The organism is Melaminivora alkalimesophila (genome assembly GCF_000282995.1).
Taxonomy (GTDB): Bacteria; Pseudomonadota; Gammaproteobacteria; order Burkholderiales; family Burkholderiaceae_C; genus Melaminivora; species Melaminivora alkalimesophila.
Genome location: NZ_ALEE01000734.1, coordinates 1 through 1075, shown reverse-complemented (window position 1 = coordinate 1075; position 1075 = coordinate 1). Strand labels below are relative to the sequence as shown.

The window sequence follows — 1075 nt, the reverse complement described above, 5'->3', positions numbered from 1 at the left end:
GGCGACCGCCGACGAGCTCGCCGGGCTGGAGATCGCGCTCGCCGGCGGGCGCCGCATCCGCCTGGACCAGGTCGCCACCGTCACCGACACCGTGGCCGAGCGGCGCTCGGCGGCGTTGCTCGACGGCCGGCACGTGATCGGCTTCGAGGTCTCGCGCAGCCGCGGCGCCAGCGAGATCGAGGTCGGCGCCGGCATCACCGAGGCGCTGGAGGTGCTGCGCGCCGAACACCCGCACCTGACACTCACCCGCACGGTGGACTTCGTGGAGATCGCCCAGGACGAATACGACAGCTCGATGCGCCTGCTCTACGAGGGCGCCTTCCTCGCGGTGGTGGTGGTCTGGCTGTTCCTGCGCGACTGGCGCGCCACCATCATCTCGGCAGTGGCGCTGCCACTGTCGGTGATCCCGGCCTTCATCGGCATGCAGCTGCTGGGTTTTTCCATCAACATCATCACGCTCCTGGCGCTGTCGCTGGTGGTGGGCATCCTGGTGGACGACGCCATCGTCGAGGTGGAGAACATCGTGCGCCACCTGCGCATGGGCAAGAGCCCCTACCAGGCGGCCATGGAGGCGGCCGAGGAGATCGGCCTGGCGGTGGTGGCGACCACCTTCACGCTGATCGCCGTGTTCCTGCCCACGGCCTTCATGAGCGGCATCGCCGGGCGCTTCTTCAAGCAGTTCGGCTGGACGGCGGCGCTGGCCGTGTTCGCCTCGCTGGTGGTGGCGCGCATGCTCACGCCCATGATGGCGGCCTACATGCTCAAGCCCATCGTGGACGCCCACCGCGAGCCGCGCTGGCTGGCGCGCTACATGCGCGCCGCCGAGTGGTGCATCCGCCACCGGCTGCTGACGCTGCTGGGCGGGCTGGCCTTTTTCGCTGGCTCCCTGGCGCTCATCCCGCTGCTGCCCTCCGGCTTCATCCCGGCCGATGACAACGCCCAGACCCAGGTCACGCTGGAGCTGCCGCCCGGCTCCAAGCTCGCCGACACCGAGGCGCTGGTGCAGCAGGCGGCCGCCCGCGCCATGCAGGTCGGCCACATCGAGAGCATCTACACCACCATCGGCGGCGGCTCG

General features: G+C 70.3%; 1 protein-coding gene. It reads left to right on the top strand.

All coding sequences use genetic code 11. The features are described 5' to 3' along the window. A partial coding sequence (locus A612_RS14345) for an efflux RND transporter permease subunit (RefSeq protein ID WP_019375142.1) occupies positions 1 to 1075 on the top strand: 1075 nt, incomplete at both ends.